Source organism: Ilumatobacter sp. (assembly GCF_039969435.1).
Taxonomy (GTDB): Bacteria; Actinomycetota; Acidimicrobiia; order Acidimicrobiales; family Ilumatobacteraceae; genus Ilumatobacter_A.
Genome location: NZ_JBDVNU010000009.1, coordinates 285,208 through 298,995, shown reverse-complemented (window position 1 = coordinate 298,995; position 13,788 = coordinate 285,208). Strand labels below are relative to the sequence as shown.

Below are 13,788 nucleotides of genomic sequence, written 5' to 3'. Positions count from 1 at the left end.
GACGTCCGGGCCGTCAGACCACCACGAGATCTCGAGGACCGACATGGGCATGGACCTTCGACCATCCGACGACCCCCGCCGAGTCGCCGTCCGTTCCTGGCTGGCCGAGCATCCAGCACCGACCCGTGGGCAACTCGGTGCGAGTGGCTACCTCACGCCGCACTGGCCGGCGCCCTGGGGTCTCGACGCCGATCCCGAGCACCAACTGATCATCGACGACGAACTCCGCAACGCGCCGTCCGGACCGGTCGAGACCTTCTTCGAGTCGTCGACGATCGGGCTCGGTTGGGCGGGGCCGACGATCCTCGAGGGCGGAACACCCGCACAGCGCGACCGCTGGCTCCCCGGCATCCTCGACGGCAGCGAGACCTGGACGCAACTGTTCTCCGAACCCGAGTCGGGGTCCGACCTCGCGTCGCTGCGCATCAGTGCGCGGCGGGACGGCGACGCCTTCGTGATCACGGGTCAGAAGGTGTGGTCGACGTGGGCGAACACCGCCGACTGGGGAATCCTCCTCGCACGAACCGGTGACCTCGCCGAGAAGCAGCGTGGCATCTCCTACTTCTGCGTCGACATGACGCTGCCCGGGATCGAGGTGCGTCCGATCATCGAGATGACGGGCGGCAACCACTTCAACGAGACCTGGTTCGACGAGGTCCGCGTGCCGGCCGACTGCCTGATCGGCGACGAAGGCGACGGCTGGCGACTCGCGAAGGTCACGCTCGGCGCCGAGCGACTCTCGCTGTCGGAGGGTGGAGTGCTGTGGGGGATGGGCCCGACCGCCGAGCAGTGCTTCGATCATCTGCGCGCGAACGGGTCGTGGGACGACCCGATCGAGCGGCAGCGATTCGCGTCGCTGTGGACCGATGCCGAGATCATCCGACTGCTCAGCCTGCGGATGCTGTCGTCGGCCGTGGCGGGCGTCGACCCGTCGTCGTTCGCGTCGATCCGCAAGTGCCTGGCCGACGTGTTCGGTCAGGACGTGCTGTCGTTGGTGAAGGACCGGCGCGGCGCCGCAGGGATGCTCGGGACCCAGGACTTCGAGTCCGAGCACGACGACGTGTATCACTGGGGGTACCTCTTCAGCCGGGCGCTCACGATCGGTGGTGGAACGAGCGAGGTGCAACGCAACATCATCGGCGAGCGTCTCCTCGGACTGCCGAGGGAACCGCCACCCGCCGCACCGACCGGAAAGACGACCTGATGACGAACGCCGACCTGTACGAGACGATGAGCACCCTGCGCGCGGTCCGCAAGCTGCGGCCCGATCCGATCCCCGACGAGGTGCTCGATCGCGTCCTGCAGGCCGCCTGCTGGGCACCGACCGGCGGCAACATGCAGCCGTGGCGGGTGGTCGTGGTGACCGACCCGGAGGTCAAGACGGGACTCGCCGACATCTACGGGCCCGAATGGGAGACGTACTCCGCCGGATTCATGAAGCGCATGGAAGGGCTGCCCGCCGACGACTACGCGAAGTGGGAGCGGATCATGGACGCCGGCAACCACCTCGCCGAACACCTCGCCGAGGCGCCCGCGATCCTGATGTTCTGCGCGAACCCGAAGATGATGGCGATCACCGACGCGAAGCTCGACCGCGTCAGCATCGTCGGTGGCGGGTCCGTGTACCCGGCGGTGCAGAACCTGATGCTCGCCTGCGTCGCCGAAGGCCTCGGGTGTGCGCTCACGACGCTGCACTGTCTGCGCGAACCCGAGGTCATGGAGCTCCTGGGCGTCCCCGACGGCTGGGCGACGGCGGCGATGGTGCCGATCGGGTACCCCGTCGGCAAGGGGCACGGTCCGATCACCCGCCTCCCGCCGACCGCCATGGCGTACCGCGACACCTTCGGCAACGCGTGGGGTGCTGCGGAGTGAGTGTTGCCGTCGGGTTGAGCGTTCCCTGGGATCTCTGGGACCTCGACGCCGCATCACGCCGCGAGCGGCTCGGTTCGATCGCGGACTCCGGCATCGACCATCTGTTCAGCGCCGACCACGTCAGCTTCCACGACGGTTCGGGCATGGATGCGCCGGTGCTCCTCGCCGCGCTGGGCGGGATCGAGCCTCGCCTCGACCTCCACGCAGGGGTGCTGCTCCTGGCCCTGCGTCATCCGATGGTCGCCGCCCGCCAGATCGCCACCCTCGCCCAGACCGCACCCGGTCGGGTGAGCATCGGCGTGGGTGTCGGCGGCGAGGACCGCCACGAGTTCGCGGTCTGCGGCATCGACCCCGCCACCCGAGGGCGCCGCACCGACGCCGCACTGTCGATCGTACGCTCACTGCTCGCCGGCGACACGGTCGACGGGGACGGCGAGTTCTACGACTTCCAGGGCGGCGTCATCCGTCCCACGCCCGACCCGCCGATCCCGTTCCTCGTCGGTGGCCGCAGTGATGCGGCACTCGAACGGGCCGGGCGCTTCGGCGACGGATGGCTCGCCGCCTGGTGCTCGTCGACTCGATTCCGCGAGGCGGTCGACCTCGTGGAGGGCCGCGACCGCACGCCGGAGGGCGGATGGCGACACGCCCTGCAACTCTGGGTGGGCGTCGGTTCGCATCGTGCCGAGGGGCGGGCACACGTGGCCGCCGGGATGGAGCGCTTCTACAAGATCCCGTTCGAACGGTTCGAGAAGTACACCCCGACCGGCAACGCCGAACAGATCGCCGAGTTCCTCCGTCCCTACGTCGACGCCGGAGCCACCACGCTCAACCTCACCCCGTGCGGCGCCGACCGCGACGTCGAGTACGAGACCATCGCCGAGGTCCGTTCCCTCCTCACTTCGTGACGATCCACACCCGACCCGACTCCGACCACCGCAGGTCGAGAAAGCAGCCCGAACCGATGGACCCGACGACGATCGACGACCTCCTCCGCGCCGCAGTCGAGCACGACCCCGATGCGCTTGCCCTGGCCGACGCGCCGAACCGGTCGACGTACTTCTCGGGCGGACCGACCCGTTTGTCGTGGGCGGAACTGGACGCGTCGGTCGACGCGCTCGCCGCTGACCTGACCGGACTCGGCGCCGGCCCCGGGGCGCCCGTGGCGATCCAGCTCCCCAACGTGACCGAGTTGGTGATCACGTTGCTGGCCTGTTGGCGATCCGGCGCGACGGCGGTTCCGTTCCCCATCCAGCACCGCTCGCACGAACTGACCCACGGGCTCGCCGTGAGCCGACCTGCATTGTTCGTCACCGGCGCTCGACCCGACCGCCCCGATCTCGTCGAGGAGATCGCCACGGTCATCGCCTCCCACCCCGGCGAGATCGTCCTCGCTGCCTTCGACGACGGGTCCGGTGAGGACGCCACCGCAGGTGTCGAGCGACTCGCGCTGCGCACCGACGGACGGCGATTCGAGGGCGTCGGCGCACCCGACGACGTCGCCACGGTGTGCTGGACGTCAGGCACCACCGGGACACCGAAGGGAGTGCCGCGGACCAACGCGATGTGGTTGACCGCCGGCCACTTCCAGCTCGACCAGCTGGGACTGTCGAGAGACGACCGGATCCTGTGCCCGTTCCCGATCGTCAACATGGCGGGCATCGGCGGGATGCTCGTGCCGTGGCTCCTCTCCGGGGGTGCCTTCCACCTCCACCAACCCCTCGACCTGCCGGTCTTCCTCCAGCAGGTGTCGAGCGAGCAGATCACCTACACGGTTGCGCCGCCGCCGCTGCTGAACATGTTGCTCGCCAACGCGCCGCTGCTCGACTCCGTCGACACCTCCTCGCTGCGTCGCATCGGGTCCGGCTCCGCGCCCCTCGATCCCGGGATGGTCGCCGGATGGCAGGAGCGCGGCGTGGAGATCGTCAACATCTTCGGCTCCAACGAAGGAGCGGCGATGCTCTCCACGGCGGCCACGGTCCCGGATCCGGCGCAGCGCGCCCGGTTCTTCCCGCGACCTACGGGCTCCGGAATCCTGGCCCGGCTGGTCGATCTCACCAGTGGGGAGGAGATCACCTCGTCGGGCACCGTGGGAGAGTTGCGATTCGCGGGACCGACGGTGTTCGACGGCTATCTGGAGTCCGACGGCTCCGAGTTCGACGACGACGGCTACTTCCGCACGGGCGACCTGTTCGAATGGGTCGACGAACCGCCGACGCTGATGCGCTTCGTCGATCGCGCGAAGGACATCGTGATCCGTGGTGGCATGAATATCTCGGCCGCCGAGGTCGAAGGGCTGCTGTCCGGTCACCCGTCGGTCGGTGAGTGTGCGGTGGTCGGCTATCCCGATGCCGACCTCGGCGAACGCCTCGGCGTGTTCGTCGTCGCCACACCCGACACTCAGCCGACGCTCGACGAACTGATCGGACACCTCCGAGGTCTCGGCGTCGCGAGCTACAAGCTCCCCGAACGGATGGACGTCGTCGACGCCCTCCCGCGCAACCCCGTCGGCAAGGTCACCAAGCCCGACCTCCGCGCCCGCTGGGCGCCGTCGGCGCAGGCGTGACGTCCATCGACGACATCCCCTGACGTCACGGTCCGACCGTCCGGGATCGGCGCGCCCGTCTGCGCGTCAGCCGCGGTGGTAGTACTGGCGACCCCACACGGCGAGCGGGTTCTCGCCGGGCCGCGTGGGCATCCGCCACGTCGACGTCTCGCACTCTGCGAGATCCAGGCGGAACAGCGCACGTGGCTCCTCGATCGTGTCGGCGATGTAGGCGTCGGCGAACTCCGCCGGCGTGTAGCGACACGCGATCTCGCGGTACAGGTCGCGCCACACGACGTCGTCGCCGACATCGTGTGCGAGTTCGGCGCGACCGCGTGCGACGAGCTTGCGCATCGATCCGGTCGACTCGTCGATCGTGGCGCACACGGCCGGGTCGGCACGCAGGTCGTCGAGCCACGCCGACCTCGCTCGCGGGGTGAACCACAGTGCGCCGTCGCGGTGGATGAACCAGATCGGCACGACGCGTGGGAGGCCGTCGACGCCGAGCGTGCCGAGGCGGAGCAGGTGCCCGGGCTCGTCGAGGAAGCTCGTCAGTTCGTCGTCGGTGAGTCCGGGCATCGTCCCATCATGACCGGCAGCAACCGTCGCGACCCGTACCGGGCACCGTGGCCGGTACCGGTCGGCGCGAGGTTCACGGAACGCGTCGGTACAGGGCGGCCGGCCGGTGACCGACGTCGGCCTGGCGTTCGCCCGTCGGTTCCAGTTGCCCCGAGGCCAGCATCGTGCGCCGGAACGAGTCCTTGTTCACCGAACGCCCGAGGATGGTCTCGTGTACCCGTTGCAGTTCGAGCAGCGTGAAGTCGGCGGGGAGCAGTTCGAAGCCGATCGGCGTGTACGCGAGCTTCCCGCGCAGTCGTCGAACGACGAGGCCCACGATGTCGGCGTGGTCGAACGCCATCTCGAGTTCGGTTCCGTCGAGCACGAGGGCGACCGACCCACCGGCTTCGCCGCTCCAGGGAACGGTCACCTCGGCGAGCCGGACTCCGGGTCGGAGCCGGAGTGCGTCGGGATGCACGAGTGCGTAGTAGCTCACGGCGACGACGCGCGTGCGTGGATCGCGATCGACCGCCCCGAACGTGTAGAGCTGCTCGGTGTACACGTCGACGATGCCGGCCTTGTTGCGCAGGACGCGTGCGGCGGTCCCGTCGAGGGACTCGTCGATCGCGACGAACCCTCCGGGGAGCTGCCAGCGACCCCGGTCCGGGTGTTCGCCGCGTTCGAGGACGACGACGGCGAGCCGGTCGTCGACGATCGTGAGGAGAGCGACGTCGACGGCGACGGAGAGTCGGTCGAACACCTCCGGGTCGTACTCGTCGAGGAAGCGCGCCTCGTCGGTCGGGTCGTGCGAAGTCGTCATGGTGTCACGAGGTGCAGTCGTTCGGGTGCCGGGCCGACCGTGAGTTCCTGACCCCATCCGAAGTCGAGCCGGTCCACTTCGATCCCGTCGCCGAACACCACCCCACCTTCGTCCATCTCGCTGATGATCCGCAAGTGGGACCCCGCGTCGCACAACCCTTCGGTGAGTTCCGCGCCGGTCGCGACCGACGGCCAGGCTTCGCGTACGAAGAAGGCGATCCGCTGATCGGTCGGCGAGGGGAGGCGCAGTTCCGACCGTCGTTCGTTGGCGATCGATCGCGTCCAGCCGGTCGCGCCGGTACCGGTCGACACGATGATGCCCGATGACGACTGGTGCTCCATCGTCGCTCCGTGCATCAGCAGGTAGCGCGCCGACTGGTGGGTCCGGTGCCCGACGAAGATCTCGTTGAGTGCGATCAACCGCTGGCCGTCGTCGAGTCGCGCCTCGGTCATCGTCCGCTCCTCGACGGCGCAGCGGTGCGCGGCGACGTCGGGGAGGACGGCTCGGGCGGCCTGCGGAGGGAATCGGACCAGCAGACCCTCGTGACGGCCTGGATCCGGGTTGATCCCGACGACGGGCTGACCGGTCAGGTACTTGGCGAGGTTCGGCACGAGTCCGTCCTGACCGACGGCGACGACGATGTCGCCCGGTTCGAACAGGAACGACGCGACGTGCTCGCGGTCGACGCGGGCTCGTCGCCACGTCGTGGGGATTCCGCGGTCGACGACGGCGAGCGCATCCTGCTGCTGGCGGTGACGGTCGACGACGTCGTCGACGTCGCGGTCCCTCGACTCGAGGAAGAACCGCACCTGACCCGGAGTGGCGTGGCGCTCGAGGAGCAGGTCCCACTCCGTCGAGCGGTGCGCCACCACCACTCGCGGAGTGGCCGTGGTTCCCACGTCAGGCCTCCAGCTTCTTCGTGCCGGCACCCATCAGCGTCTGGAGCATCGCACCGATGCCGTCGGGGCTGATGTTGAGGTGATCGATGTTGCCCAGGTTCGCAGCCAGTTCCCGTGCGGCGAGGCCGACCAGCACCTGGGTGGGCAGGTCGCGGTAGATGTCGATCCGTGCCTGCTCGGCTGCGTTCCTGGCGCCCTCGGTCGCCTCGATCGTCGCAGCTCGGGCCCGAGCCTGGAGTTCGGTGCGCTCGGCAGTGGCGATCGCCTCGACTCGCTGTGCGGCCGCCTCGTCCTCGGCGACCCGTCGCTTGTTCGTGCCCTCCTGGGCGATCAGGTTCTCCGCACGCTTGGCCAACTCGATCCGGTTGGCCAGTTCGTTCTCCTCGATCGCTCGCTCCTTGTCGACGGCCATCGCCCGCCGCTGGAACGCAGCCTCGTCGGCCGTCTGTTGCAGACGTTCACGTGTCGGAGCCTGGAGGGCCTTCTCCAACTCGGGCGTCGGTGCGACGCGGGTGAGGCGAACGGTCGCGACTTCGAGACCGACCTCGGTGAGCGTGGTGTCACCTGCGAGGCCCGTCGCGATCATCGGACGCAACTCCTGGACCGCTTCGCGCAGGACCGCGTCGAGCGCCCGGTGCGCCACCCAGTCGAGAGCGAGTTGTTGCGCTGTCTGGGCGACCATCTGGGCGACGCGCTCGAGCGGCTGTTCGAGGTAGGCACCCGTGCGGACGTCGACGCCGAAGTCGATGCGCTGTGCAGCGAGTTCGGGGTCGATCACCCGGTAGGTGATCGTGCCCTGGATCGCGACGTCCTGGAAGTCGGCGGTGCGGCCGGTGAACAGGAAGCTCTGTTCCCGGTCGTCGACGGGCACTTCGGCGAGCGCCGTGTTCAGCGGACGGAACCAGAACGCACCGCCTCGGGCCGACGTGGTGAGTCGGCCCTTCGTGTATCGCAGGACGTGCGTGGTCGGCTCCGCTCGGAGGTGGGTGATGAATGGATGACGTGTGATGTCGCTCATGGTGGGCGATCCTCCTTCTCTGCTATGAGCATATATGCAACCAACAGAAAACCACGGTTGAGTCCGCGGGAAGTCAGGGTTGGGTCGCTCGCCGCGGTGGTACACCGGCTCCTGCCCGCCGGAGCCGCCGGCGCGCAGGCCGACCGAGGAGTCGTCATGTGCAGAGTTCTGGCCTACATCGGGCCCGAGATTCCGATCGGGAGCCTGCTGCTCGCGCCCGAGAACAGCTTGATCAACCAGACGCTGGACCCCGAGATGCACCCACTCCTGCAGTTGGCCGGGTGGGGCTTCGGCGCGTGGAGTGAGCACCTCGTGGAGCCGGAGGAGCCGTTGCGGTATCGACGTCCGGTGGCTGCGTTCTACGACGACAACGCCGAGGGGATCATCCCGAGTCTGCAGGCGAGCACTCTGCTGGCGCACGTGAGGGCCGCCGCGTACGACTCGGGCACCGTGCTCGCCGACGAGAACTGCCATCCGTTCTCCTTCGACGGCACGCCCTTCATAATCGCTCAGAACGGGTACCTACCGAACTGGCAGTTGCTGCAGCGCGAGCTGCTGACGCACTGCAAGGACGAGTACCTCGAACAGATGCGAGGCACCACCGACACCGAGTTCCTGTACGTACTGCTCCTGTCACTGCTCGACGGTGACGGCGACGACGACGTGAAGCGGGGACTCGAGGAGATGTTGCGCGTCATCGAAAGGGCGATGAGAGAACTCGACCTCGCCGGGCTGACCAAGCTGAAGATGGCGCTGGTCGCGAAGGATCGCATCATCGGGGTCAACTACGGCCTCGGTCACGAGGGCGAGGCCCACCCGGACGGTGACTGGCGTGAGCTCCGCACGGCCGATGCCGGCTCCGACGATCACTCGCTCGGGATGCTGCTGGAGCCGATGTACGTGATGACGGGTCGGAACTTCGAGGACTACGAGAAGTCCTACGAAGTCGACGTGACCCCCGCCGACGAGGCGACATCGGCGATCTTCGCGTCCGAGCCGCTGACGGAGGACACCGGTGACTGGTCGGAGGTCGAGTTCGGTCAGATGGTGGTGCTCGAGCGCGTGGGCGACGGGATCACGAGCACGACGAGCGAACTCGACGTCTGACGTCACGCCGGCGTGATCTCGCCGTCGTGGTCGGCGTCACCAGTGACGCAGGTCGACGGGCCACTCGGCCACGACGTCGTCGCCGGAGGTGACCCACATCGTCTCGTGGCGGGCGATCGTCGGGTCGACGTGGGCGGGAAGGAGCAGGACACGGTCGCCGGGCCGCCAGTCGCCGACGTCGTCGGGGATCAGCGTGACGTGTTCGTCGGAGCAGTACAGGACCTTGCCCGGACCGTCCCAGGTGGGGGCACCGTGGTCCATGCCGAACGCCTTGAGACCTGCGTCGGCGATGATCCAACCCTTCGCACTGGTGGAGACCACGGTGGCCAGCACCCGCAGTGCCGGTTCGAACGGCGAGTCGAGGGTGGCGTACTCCGTGTCCAGCAGGGTGTAGCTGCCGGCCTGGATCTCGGTGCACCACGTGTTGGTGGCGTAGGTGCCCGTGCCGCCACCTGACACGATGTCGCCACCGATCCGCTCCGACGCCGCGAGCAGGATCGCCATCGCCTCGCCGACCTTGCGGGTCTTGTCGTCGCCGTTCTCCATCATCATCAGGTGACCCTCGTAGCCCATCACGCCGCGTACGTCGAGGCCGGCGCCGCGTGCACGCTCGGCGAGACGCTCGGCGGTGTCGATGTCGCAGCCGCAGCGGGGCAGGCCGACGTCGATGTCGAGCAGCACCGACCGGACTCCGCCGTCGATCGCCGCATCGAGGATCTCGTCGGAGTCGACCGCCACCGTGATGACGGCGTCGGTCCGGTCACTCAGTGCGCCGAGTCGGGCGACGTCGAACGACTCGTTCGCCAGGAGGAGATCGTCTCCGACTCCGGCGAGCGCGAGCCCCTCGATCTCGCGCGGAGTCGCCGCACAGAACGTCGGGTGCCCGGCAGCGACGAGTTCACGTGCCAGGGCGGTCGACTTGAACGCCTTCACGTGGGGGCGCAGCGACCGACCTGGTCGAACGGCCGACATCGCAGCGACGTTCGCGTCGAAGGCCTGCCGGTCGACGACGAGCGCAGGAGTACGCAGATCGGCGGTGCTGGACACATCGGTCGTCGAGGTCATCTGCCCAATATGCCACCGTCCTGTGCCGTGACCCGGCTTCGCCGAACCGGGCCTGGACGCCGCAGCCCTCCGAGCCGCCGGAGTCATCGCTCGACCAACCTCTGTTGTTCCGTCCCGGACGGAACAACAGAGGTTGTCGCGGTCGTTCGCCTCAGGGGAGTACCGCGACGACTTCGATCTCGACGAGGAGGTCGGCCTCGGCCAGCGATGCGACCCCGATCATCGTCATCGGCTTGGTGGGATCGATGCCGTGCGCGGCCGACACGCGCATCGCTCCGTCGATGAACGGCCCGAGCGAGTCGGGGGACAGGTCGACCACGTACACCGTCACCTTGGCGACGTCGTCGTAGGTGGCACCGACGCCGGCCAGGGCCGCCAACACGTTCGTGTAGGCCTGTGCGACCTGACCAGCGAGGTCACCCGGAGCGACCGGCGATCCCTCGGCCGTTCGGGCCACCTGCCCCGACACGTACACGGTACGACTGCCGGTTGCGACGCCGACCTGTGCGTAGCCGACGGGTTGGGGGATTCCGGGAGGGTTGACGAGTTCGACGGACATGGAGTTCTCCTTGACGAGTGGTGCCGGTGTGATCCGGAATTGAGATAGCACTGCTATGTATAGTGGTGATATGCTACAATGTCAAGATGCCTCGAGTCGCCGATCCCGACGTCCGTTCGCGTCTGATCGACGCGGCGATGGCAGCGCTGGCAGCTGGTGAGGAACCGAGTCTGCGTCCGCTCGCCGCCGCCGCTGGAACGTCCACGATGGCGGTGTACACACACTTCGGAGGAATGCCGGGACTCTGGCTCGCCGTTCGTGAGCGGGCCTTCGACGCTCTGGCCGAGCGCCTTCGCCAGTTGGACGAGACCGACGATCCCGTGGCCGATCTGGTGGCGTCAGGAGTTGCATACGCCGAGCAGTCGCTGGCCGATCCGGCGCTGTTCCACGCACTCTTCGAGGTCCGACGGACCGACACGCAGCCTGCGTCTGCCGTCATGACGTTCGCCGTCCTCGTCGGGGCGGTCGAACGAGCGGTCGCCGCCGGGCGACTTGCGAGCCGGTGCGACCCGATCGCGACGGCGATCCGTCTGTGGGCGATGACGCACGGGGTCCTCGTGCTGGTCAGCACCCAGGCCCTCCCCGACACCGCGCTCGACGATCACCTCCCGCCCATGTACACCGCTCAGCTCGTCGCTCAGGGCGACGGGCCGAGGCGCGCAGCGAAGTCGGTACGCGCCGGCTGGTCGACCCGGACGACGGACCGCCCGTCACCGGACGGGTGAACAAGGCTCCGTCGCGAGCCGCCGGAGCGGATCAGCCGCGCCGGGACTGACGATCCCGGTAGTACTCCGCCGCCGACTTGAGGTCGGGGTTCGCTGCCAGGACCGGCTGCATCTTCTCCCATGCGGCCTCGACCTTGTACGGGATGTACTCGCGGGGGAAGAAGCCCTCGTGTGGCCGGTACCCCTTCAGGACGCGACGCGCCACGGTGGACTTGTGCACCTCGTCGGCGCCGTCGGCGAGACCCATCGTGGGAGCGCCCGCGTACATGTCCTGGAGGGGCGTGAGGTCGGTCGTTCCGAGGGAGCCGTGGATGTGCAGCGCATCGAAGGAGATCTCGCGCAGCACGCGAGCCATCGTGAACTTCACCGCGGCGATGTCGGTGCGCGCCTCCTGGGTGGAGGTCTGGTCGATCTTCCACGCGGTCTCGAGGACGAACAGGCGCAGCATGCGCAGCTTGGCGTAGGACTCGGCGATCTTCTCCTGCACCATCTGGTGCTCGGCGATGATGCTGCCGTGCGACTCGCGCGACAGCGCACGCTCGCACATCATGTCGAAGGCCAACGTGCACTGGGCGATGGTGCGCATCGCGTGGTGGATCCGTCCGCCGCCGAGACGGCGCTGCGCGAGCACCTTCGCGCCGTCCTTCGGTCCGAGGAGGTGGTCGGCCGGGACCCGGACGTCGTTGTACTTGATGTGGCTGTGGTTGCGCGGCTCGGGCATGATCTCGACGCCCGGCGTGTCACGGGGAACGACGTACATGCCGTTCGTACACATGACGAACAGGATGTCGGCCACGCGACCTGCGCTGGTGAACCACTTCTCCCCGTTGATCACCCACTCGTCACCGTCCTGCACGGCGGTGGTCTTGAAAAGGTTCGGATCGGAGCCGCCCTGGGGTTCGGTCATCGAGTACGCGGAGAACATCTCCTGGTTGATCAGCGGCGTCAGCCACCGCTCCTTCTGCTCGTCGGTGCCGTACGCGGCGAGCATCTCCATGTTCCCCGTGTCGGGGGCTGCGGCGCCGAACAGCTGAGGTGCTGCGGGGTACTTCCCGAGGATCTCGTTGACCAGTGCGAGCTTCAGTTGGCCGAACCCCGGACCACCGAGTTCCTCGTCGAGGAACAACGCCCACAGACCCTGGTCCTTCACCTCCTGCTGGAGCTCTCGGACGTAGGCCTTCACGGCGTCGTTCGGCCAGCGAACCGCGTGCGGGAACAACCGGTGCAGCGGCTCCACCTTCTCGTCGCAGAACTGCTGGATCCAGTCCAGCTTCTTCTGGAATTCGGGTTCGGTCGAGAAGTCCCATGCCATGTTCACCACCTTGGCACGGCCGCCGTCCGCGGCTGCGATCCGAGTCGACGACTCGTCGGGTGTCCCCGGTGCGTGAGACGATCGGAGCATGATCATCGACTCCCTCGACATCGACGCCGCCACGTTCCGTCACGGCACGGGATGGGACATCAAGCCCGAAGGCGCGTGCAAGGGTGAGGTGTGCGTGCCACTCGGCTCCGCCGCGAGTGGGGGATTCGACCTGCTGGCCACGGCCGATCGGCTCGGCATGGCCGTCGTGTCCGACGATGCAGCGGGGGTGCACGCCCTGGGACCCGAGTCCTTCGGAGGAACCGCGCTGGTCACCGCCGAGGCGCCCGACGTGACGCTGCGCGACCTCGACGGCAACGACGTGCGCCTGTCCGACCTGCGCGGACGCAAGGTGATTCTCGCCGCATGGAGCCCCTATTGAGGTTGTCGCTACGACCTGCCCGGGTGGCAGGCACTGCGCACCGAACTCGTCGCCGAGCACGGTGACACGATCGAGATCGTCACCGTCGGCATCGAGACCGACGGCGCCGAAGCCGTCCGCGAATTCATCGAGGCGGCCTCGCCCGAGCACCCCTCGCTGGTCGACGACGACCACGTGATGGAGCGGGCCTTCGGCGTGGTGAACATCCCCAACGTGATCTGGATCGACGAGTCGGGCACGATCGTGCGCCCCGCCGAACCCGGCTGGGGTGGTCCGGTGCAGTACCCCGACTGGCTCACCAAGGTGATCGAGGACGGCGCACGGAAGGCGGCGGCCGAAGGCAAGGACCCGGTCGCGGCGGCGGCCGCCGGACAGGATCGTGACAGCTACGCCGATGCGGTGCGCGACTGGGCGGCCAACGGCGCCGACTCCCGTTTCGCGATGTCCCCCGCCGACGTCGTCGCTGCATCCCAGCCGCGCTCCCTCGAGCAGTCCGAGGCCGCCGCCCGATTCGAACTCGGCCAGCGTTCGTGGCGTGCGGGCGATCGCGAGGCTGCCTTCGCTCACTGGCGTGAGACGCACCGCCTCGACCCCGACAACTGGACCTACAAGCGCCAGGCCTGGTCGCTCGTGGGCAACGAGGCCGCGGGCGGCGGCGACTTCGGCCGGTTCATGCAGGTACCCACCGACGACTCGTGGCCCTTCGACGGCGACTTCGGCACCGATCGGAACAAGGTCGAGCCCGGCGCGTACTACCCCAAGACCCTCGAGGTCTGACGCGGACCAGGCGTCGCGGCGTGCGTGAACGCAGCACCGTCGAAGTCGAGGTGATCGTGACCGCGACGAAGGTCAGGACGCTGGAGTCCAAAGCCTCTGACGGC

Annotated in this window: 14 protein-coding genes; 7 read left to right on the top strand and 7 right to left on the bottom strand. The window is 68.3% G+C overall.

The window, feature by feature from the left end; all coding sequences use genetic code 11:
• The first annotated feature begins 49 nt into the window (after nt 1–49).
• From ABJK40_RS05505 to ABJK40_RS05490, 4 genes are read left to right on the top strand one after another with little or no spacing between them, the layout of a single operon-like run.
• Entirely contained in the window at nt 50–1,204 is a 1,155-nt protein-coding gene (locus ABJK40_RS05505) for an acyl-CoA dehydrogenase family protein (protein ID WP_348482763.1), read from the top strand.
• A complete protein-coding gene (locus ABJK40_RS05500) occupies nt 1,204–1,872 on the top strand; it encodes a nitroreductase family protein (protein ID WP_348482762.1) in 669 nt (222 codons plus the stop codon). The genes ABJK40_RS05505 and ABJK40_RS05500 overlap by 1 nt, the downstream gene beginning before the upstream one ends.
• Entirely contained in the window at nt 1,869–2,777 is a 909-nt protein-coding gene (locus ABJK40_RS05495) for an LLM class flavin-dependent oxidoreductase (RefSeq protein WP_348482761.1), read from the top strand. The genes ABJK40_RS05500 and ABJK40_RS05495 overlap by 4 nt, the downstream gene beginning before the upstream one ends.
• Before the next feature lie 56 nt (nt 2,778–2,833).
• Entirely contained in the window at nt 2,834–4,435 is a 1,602-nt protein-coding gene (locus ABJK40_RS05490) for a class I adenylate-forming enzyme family protein (RefSeq protein WP_348510184.1), read from the top strand.
• Nucleotides 4,436–4,501: 66 nt separating this feature from the next.
• On the opposite strand, the gene ABJK40_RS05485 is transcribed toward ABJK40_RS05490, so the two are convergent.
• From ABJK40_RS05485 to ABJK40_RS05470, 4 genes are all read right to left on the bottom strand, one after another.
• Nucleotides 4,502–4,993 carry a pyridoxamine 5'-phosphate oxidase family protein gene (locus tag ABJK40_RS05485; protein ID WP_348482759.1) on the bottom strand — a complete coding sequence of 164 codons (492 nt, stop codon included), beginning with the start codon at nt 4,991–4,993 and terminating at the stop codon, nt 4,502–4,504.
• 73 nt (nt 4,994–5,066) lie between these two features.
• Nucleotides 5,067–5,792 carry an NUDIX domain-containing protein gene (locus tag ABJK40_RS05480; protein WP_348482758.1) on the bottom strand — a complete coding sequence of 242 codons (726 nt, stop codon included), beginning with the start codon at nt 5,790–5,792 and terminating at the stop codon, nt 5,067–5,069.
• Nucleotides 5,789–6,691, bottom strand: a complete 903-nt coding sequence (locus tag ABJK40_RS05475) for a hypothetical protein (RefSeq protein WP_348482757.1) — start codon at nt 6,689–6,691, stop codon at nt 5,789–5,791. Before ABJK40_RS05475 ends, ABJK40_RS05480 begins: the two co-directional genes overlap by 4 nt.
• A 1-nt stretch (nt 6,692) precedes the next feature.
• The gene (locus tag ABJK40_RS05470; RefSeq protein ID WP_348482756.1) at nt 6,693–7,709 is read right to left on the bottom strand and encodes an SPFH domain-containing protein; all 1,017 of its coding nucleotides are present in this window, start codon (nt 7,707–7,709) and stop codon (nt 6,693–6,695) included.
• A 156-nt stretch (nt 7,710–7,865) separates the two neighbouring features.
• Here ABJK40_RS05470 and ABJK40_RS05465 point away from each other — a divergent pair, with 156 nt between their 5' ends.
• On the top strand, nt 7,866–8,816 hold the full coding sequence (locus tag ABJK40_RS05465; protein WP_348482755.1) for a class II glutamine amidotransferase: 951 nt from the start codon (nt 7,866–7,868) through the stop codon (nt 8,814–8,816).
• 36 nt (nt 8,817–8,852) lie between these two features.
• On the opposite strand, the gene ABJK40_RS05460 is transcribed toward ABJK40_RS05465, so the two are convergent.
• Both ABJK40_RS05460 and ABJK40_RS05455 read right to left on the bottom strand, forming a co-directional pair.
• Nucleotides 8,853–9,881, bottom strand: coding sequence for an alanine racemase (locus ABJK40_RS05460; protein WP_348482754.1), 1,029 nt, complete (start codon nt 9,879–9,881; stop codon nt 8,853–8,855).
• A gap of 151 nt (nt 9,882–10,032) precedes the next feature.
• Nucleotides 10,033–10,440 carry a RidA family protein gene (locus tag ABJK40_RS05455; protein ID WP_348482753.1) on the bottom strand — a complete coding sequence of 136 codons (408 nt, stop codon included), beginning with the start codon at nt 10,438–10,440 and terminating at the stop codon, nt 10,033–10,035.
• An 86-nt stretch (nt 10,441–10,526) separates the two neighbouring features.
• Here ABJK40_RS05455 and ABJK40_RS05450 point away from each other — a divergent pair, with 86 nt between their 5' ends.
• Nucleotides 10,527–11,165 (top strand): TetR/AcrR family transcriptional regulator, encoded by a 639-nt coding sequence (locus ABJK40_RS05450; protein ID WP_348482752.1) that lies wholly within the window; start codon nt 10,527–10,529, stop codon nt 11,163–11,165.
• A gap of 31 nt (nt 11,166–11,196) precedes the next feature.
• Here the strand turns inward: ABJK40_RS05450 and ABJK40_RS05445 are convergent, their stop codons facing one another.
• On the bottom strand, nt 11,197–12,477 hold the full coding sequence (locus ABJK40_RS05445) for an acyl-CoA dehydrogenase family protein (RefSeq protein ID WP_348482787.1): 1,281 nt from the start codon (nt 12,475–12,477) through the stop codon (nt 11,197–11,199).
• An 88-nt stretch (nt 12,478–12,565) separates the two neighbouring features.
• On the opposite strand from ABJK40_RS05445, the gene ABJK40_RS05440 reads away from it, so the two are divergent.
• Entirely contained in the window at nt 12,566–13,684 is a 1,119-nt protein-coding gene (locus ABJK40_RS05440; RefSeq protein ID WP_348482751.1) for a ResA-like WAxxUGC motif-containing protein, read from the top strand.
• Nucleotides 13,685–13,788 lie beyond the last annotated feature (104 nt).

Coding starts and splice junctions, on each gene's coding strand:
- ABJK40_RS05505 (WP_348482763.1), top strand. CDS start 50: ATGGACCTTCGACCATCCGACGACCCCCGCCGAGTCGCCGTCCGTTCC.
- ABJK40_RS05500 (WP_348482762.1), top strand. CDS start 1,204: ATGACGAACGCCGACCTGTACGAGACGATGAGCACCCTGCGCGCGGTC.
- ABJK40_RS05490 (WP_348510184.1), top strand. CDS start 2,834: ATGGACCCGACGACGATCGACGACCTCCTCCGCGCCGCAGTCGAGCAC.
- ABJK40_RS05485 (WP_348482759.1), bottom strand. CDS start 4,993: ATGCCCGGACTCACCGACGACGAACTGACGAGCTTCCTCGACGAGCCC.
- ABJK40_RS05480 (WP_348482758.1), bottom strand. CDS start 5,792: ATGACGACTTCGCACGACCCGACCGACGAGGCGCGCTTCCTCGACGAG.
- ABJK40_RS05470 (WP_348482756.1), bottom strand. CDS start 7,709: ATGAGCGACATCACACGTCATCCATTCATCACCCACCTCCGAGCGGAG.
- ABJK40_RS05465 (WP_348482755.1), top strand. CDS start 7,866: ATGTGCAGAGTTCTGGCCTACATCGGGCCCGAGATTCCGATCGGGAGC.
- ABJK40_RS05460 (WP_348482754.1), bottom strand. CDS start 9,881: ATGACCTCGACGACCGATGTGTCCAGCACCGCCGATCTGCGTACTCCT.
- ABJK40_RS05455 (WP_348482753.1), bottom strand. CDS start 10,440: ATGTCCGTCGAACTCGTCAACCCTCCCGGAATCCCCCAACCCGTCGGC.
- ABJK40_RS05450 (WP_348482752.1), top strand. CDS start 10,527: ATGCCTCGAGTCGCCGATCCCGACGTCCGTTCGCGTCTGATCGACGCG.
- ABJK40_RS05445 (WP_348482787.1), bottom strand. CDS start 12,477: ATGGCATGGGACTTCTCGACCGAACCCGAATTCCAGAAGAAGCTGGAC.